Annotated in this window: 3 protein-coding genes; all 3 read left to right on the top strand. The window is 66.4% G+C overall.

Translation table 11 applies throughout. From position 1 onward, the window contains the following. Positions 1-780, top strand: a 780-nt coding sequence (locus RMO23_RS03595) for an aminotransferase class III-fold pyridoxal phosphate-dependent enzyme (protein ID WP_309678732.1), incomplete at its 5' end; no start/stop codon positions are given. Positions 781-919: 139 nt separating this feature from the next. Beyond that, a complete protein-coding gene (gene fusA / locus RMO23_RS03590; RefSeq protein WP_309678731.1) occupies positions 920-3,028 on the top strand; it encodes an elongation factor G in 2,109 nt (702 codons plus the stop codon). Between the two features lie 160 nt (positions 3,029-3,188). Further along, the coding region (locus RMO23_RS03585) for a cation:proton antiporter (RefSeq protein WP_309678730.1) at positions 3,189-4,473 on the top strand (1,285 nt) is incomplete at its 3' end.

The following is a 4,473-nucleotide window of genomic DNA, read 5'->3' as shown; positions in this document are numbered from 1 at the left end:
GCCGGCTCGTTTCACCGCGGCATGCCACCGACCGGCGCCGAACTGGCCGACCGCCTGCTCGACATCATTGCGCTGCACGATGCCTCGACCATCGCCGCCGTCATCGTCGAACCGTTCTCGGGCTCGGCCGGCGTGGTGATTCCACCGCAAGGCTATTTGCAGCGGCTGCGCGAGATCTGCACGGCGAACCATATTTTGCTGATTTTTGACGAGGTCATCACCGGCTTTGGCCGCTGCGGCGCCTGGACCGGGGCCGAGGCCTTTGGCGTGGTGCCCGACATCATGAACATCGCCAAGCAGGTGACCAACGGCGCGCAGCCGCTGGGCGCGGTGGTCGCCAAAAAAGACATCTACGACACCTTCATGGACGCCGGCGGCCCGGACTACATGATCGAATTTCCGCACGGCTACACCTACTCGGCGCACCCGGTGCCCTGCGCCGCCGCCGTGGCCGCGCTCGACGTGCTGCAGCAGGAAGACATGCCCGGCCGCGTCAAGGCGCTGGCGCCGCACTTCGAGAACGCGGTGCACAGCCTCAAGGGCAGCAAGCATGTGGCCGACATCCGCAACTATGGCCTGGCGGCCGGTTTCACGATTGCCGCGCTGCCGGGCGAGCCGGCGCGCCGGCCCTACGAGATTGCGATGAACTGCTGGAAGAAAGGCTTTTACGTGCGCTTCGGCGGCGACACCATCCAGCTGGCGCCGCCCTTCATCAGCGAAAAGGCCGAGATTGACCGGCTCGTCAACGCGCTCGGTGATGCGCTGGCCGAAACGGCATAGACCGGCCGGCACACGCTGAACGCTGCATGGGCAGCGTTCGCGGCGTGAATGCGCGCTTGTCTGCTTGTTTTTATCGCCTCGCTGGCATACCCTGAGCGGGCAGCCATCGCCGCTCGGGCCGGTGCGCAAGGAGGCTTTCATGACGCGCAAGACACCCATCGAACGCTACCGCAACATCGGCATCAGTGCCCATATCGACGCGGGCAAGACCACCACGACCGAGCGCATCCTTTTTTACACCGGGGTCAACCACAAGCTCGGCGAGGTGCACGACGGCACCGCCACCATGGACTGGATGGCGCAGGAGCAGGAGCGCGGCATCACCATCACGTCCGCCGCGACCACCACCTTCTGGAAAGGCATGGCCGGCACCTACCCGGAACACCGCATCAACATCATCGACACGCCAGGCCATGTCGACTTCACGATCGAGGTCGAGCGCTCGATGCGCGTCATCGACGGCGCGGTGATGGTCTACGACGCCGTCGGTGGCGTGCAGCCGCAGTCGGAAACCGTGTGGCGCCAGGCGAACAAGTACAAGGTGCCGCGCATCGCCTTCGTCAACAAGATGGACCGCGTCGGCGCCGACTTTTTCCGCGTACAGCGCCAGATCGGTGAGCGCATGAAGGGCGTGGCGGTGCCGCTGCAGATTCCGGTTGGCGCCGAGGACCACTTTCACGGCGTGGTCGATCTGGTGAAGATGAAGGCCATCGTCTGGGACGACACCAGTCAGGGCCTGCATTTTGAATACCAGGAGATTCCGGCCGACCTGCTGGCCACGGCCACCCTTTGGCGCGACAAGATGATTGAGGCCGCCGCCGAAGCCAGCGAGCCGCTGCTCGAAAAATACCTCGCCGGCGAGGCACTGAGCGAGGCCGAGATCATGCAGGGCCTGCGCCAGCGCACCGTGGCCAACCAGATCGTGCCGATGCTGTGCGGCAGCGCCTTCAAGAACAAGGGCGTGCAGGCGCTGCTCGACGCCATCGTCGACTACCTGCCCTCGCCGGTCGACGTGCCGGCCATCCTCGGCCACACCGAGGACGACCAGGACGCCGAGCGCCATCCCGGCGATGAGGAACCGTTTTCCGCGCTGGCGTTCAAGGTCATGACGGACCCGTTTGTCGGGCAGCTGATCTTCTTTCGCGTCTATTCGGGCGTGGTCAAGACCGGCGACACGGTCTACATCCCGGGCAAGACGCGCAAGGAGCGGCTGGGCCGGCTGCTGCAGATGCACGCCAATGTGCGGCAGGAGATCAAGGAAGTGCATGCCGGCGACATCGCGGCGGCGGTCGGCCTGAAGGACGTGACGACCGGCGACACGCTGTGCGACCCGGACCAGGTGATCGTGCTGGAGCGCATGGTCTTTCCGGAGCCGGTGATCTCGCAGGCGGTGGAGCCCAAGACCCAGGCCGACCAGGAAAAAATGGGCGTCGCCCTGCACCGGCTGGCACAGGAAGACCCGTCGTTCCGGGTGCAGACCGACGAGGAATCGGGCCAGACCATCATCTCGGGCATGGGCGAGCTGCACCTGGAGATTCTGGTCGAGCGCATGAAGCGCGAGTTCGGGGTCGAGGCCAGCGTCGGCAAGCCCCAGGTCGCCTACCGCGAGACGATACGCCAGGCCGTCACCGACGTGGAAGGCAAGTTCATCAAGCAGTCGGGCGGGCGCGGCCAGTACGGCCATGCGGTGCTGAACCTGGAGCCGCAGCCGCCGGGCAAGGGCTACGAGTTCGTCGATGCCATCAAGAGCGGCACGGTGCCGCGCGAATACATTCCGGCGGTCGACAAGGGCATTCAGGACGCCCTGACGGCGGGCGTGCTGGCGAGCTACCCGGTGGTCGACGTCAAGGCCACGCTGGTGTTCGGCTCGTCGCACGACGTCGATTCGAACGAAAACGCCTTTCGCATGGCCGGCGCCATTGCCTTTCGGGAGGCGATGCGACGCGCCAGACCGGTGCTGCTCGAACCCATGATGGCGGTGGAGGTCGAGGTGCCGGAAGACTTCATGGGCCATGTGATGGGCGATCTGTCGGGGCGGCGCGGCATGGTGCAGGGCATGGAAGACATCGCCGGCGGCGGCGGCAAGCTGGTGCGCGCCGAGGTGCCGCTGAGCGAGATGTTCGGCTACTCGACGACGCTGCGCTCGCTGACGCAGGGCCGGGCCACCTACACCATGGAGTTCAGGCACTACGCGCACGCCCCCACGGACGTGTCCGACGCCATCATTCGCGGCAACAAAGGCGGCTAGGCGAACGATTTTGATGCGGCAAATTGCTACTTTTTTGATAGCTGTTCATGCGCGTTATACCTGGGCTGGAGGCCAATTTCATCAATAATTTGTACTCCGGACGCCGTTTCGCGCGCTGCGACCCTGCGCAGCACCGCGTTCCGCGCAGACCGCTGCCGCCATGAGCGAGCCGGCCGACTTCACGCTGGGCTGCATCATCGTCGGCGCGCTGCTGATTGCGGTGACCCTGGGCGGCTCCTTCATCGCCCGGCTGCCGCTGAGCGCCGCCATGCTCTACCTCGGCGTGGGCGTGGCCATCGGCCCGCTGGGACTGGGCCTGCTCAAGCTCAACGCCTTGAAAGACGTGGCGCTGCTGGAGCGGCTGACCGAAGTCGCCGTGCTGATCTCGCTGTTCACCGCCGGCATGAAGCTGGAGCTGCCGCTGCGCAACGCGCGCTGGCGCATACCGCTGCAACTGGCCACGCTGTCCATGCTGCTGACGGTGGCGGCCATCACGGCACTGGGCGTATGGGGCATGGGTTTGTCACTCGGGGCGTCGGTGCTGCTGGGCGCGATTCTGGCGCCGACCGACCCGGTGCTGGCCTCCGACGTGCAGGTGGCCAACGCCGGCGACCGCGACCGCCTGCGCTTTGGCCTGACCGGCGAAGGCGGGCTGAACGACGGCACCGCCTTTCCCTTTGTCATGCTCGGGCTGGGCCTGCTCGGTTTGCATGAACTCGGCGACGCCGGCTGGCGCTGGTGGGTGGTGGACGTGCTGTGGGCCGTGGCCGGCGGCCTGGGCCTGGGCTGGCTGCTGGGCACGCTGGTGGGCCGCACGATTCTGGTGCTGCGCATGCGCCACCGCGAGGCGCTGGGCACCGACGAGTTCATCGCGCTGGGCCTGATTGCGCTGACCTATGGCCTGGCGTTGCTGAGCCAGACCTACGGCTTTCTGGCGGTGTTTGCCGCCGGGCTGGCGCTGCGCCGCATCGACGAACCTGAAGCGGTTCCAGCCGCAGACACCCGGCCCGACCTGAGCCCCGCCGAGCAAAAAGCCTCGGGGCCCGAAGCACCGGCCCACATGATGCGGGCGGTGCAACGCTTTAACAGCCAGCTCGAGAGCTTTGTCGAGGTCGCCATGGTGCTGGTGGTCGGCGTGCTGGCCGCCAGCGTCAGGTTTCGCGGCGAAGTGCTGTGGTTCATTCCGCTGCTGTTTCTGCTGATCCGGCCGCTGGCGGTCTACATCGGCCTGCTCGGCACGCCGGTGAAGGGCGCGCAGCGCCGCCTGATCGGCTGGTTCGGCATTCGCGGCATCGGCTCGCTGTACTACCTGCTCTACGCCATCAGCCACGAGATAGAGCCCGCGCTGGCCCAGCGCCTGCTGTCCATCACGCTGGCCGTGGTCATCGCCTCGGTCATCGCGCACGGCATCTCGGTGACGCCGCTGATGCAGCGCTATGAGGCGC

It is taken from the genome of Polaromonas sp. (assembly GCF_031411155.1).
Lineage (GTDB): Bacteria > Pseudomonadota > Gammaproteobacteria > Burkholderiales > Burkholderiaceae_C > Polaromonas.
This window is presented reverse-complemented; position numbering and strand designations above follow the sequence as displayed.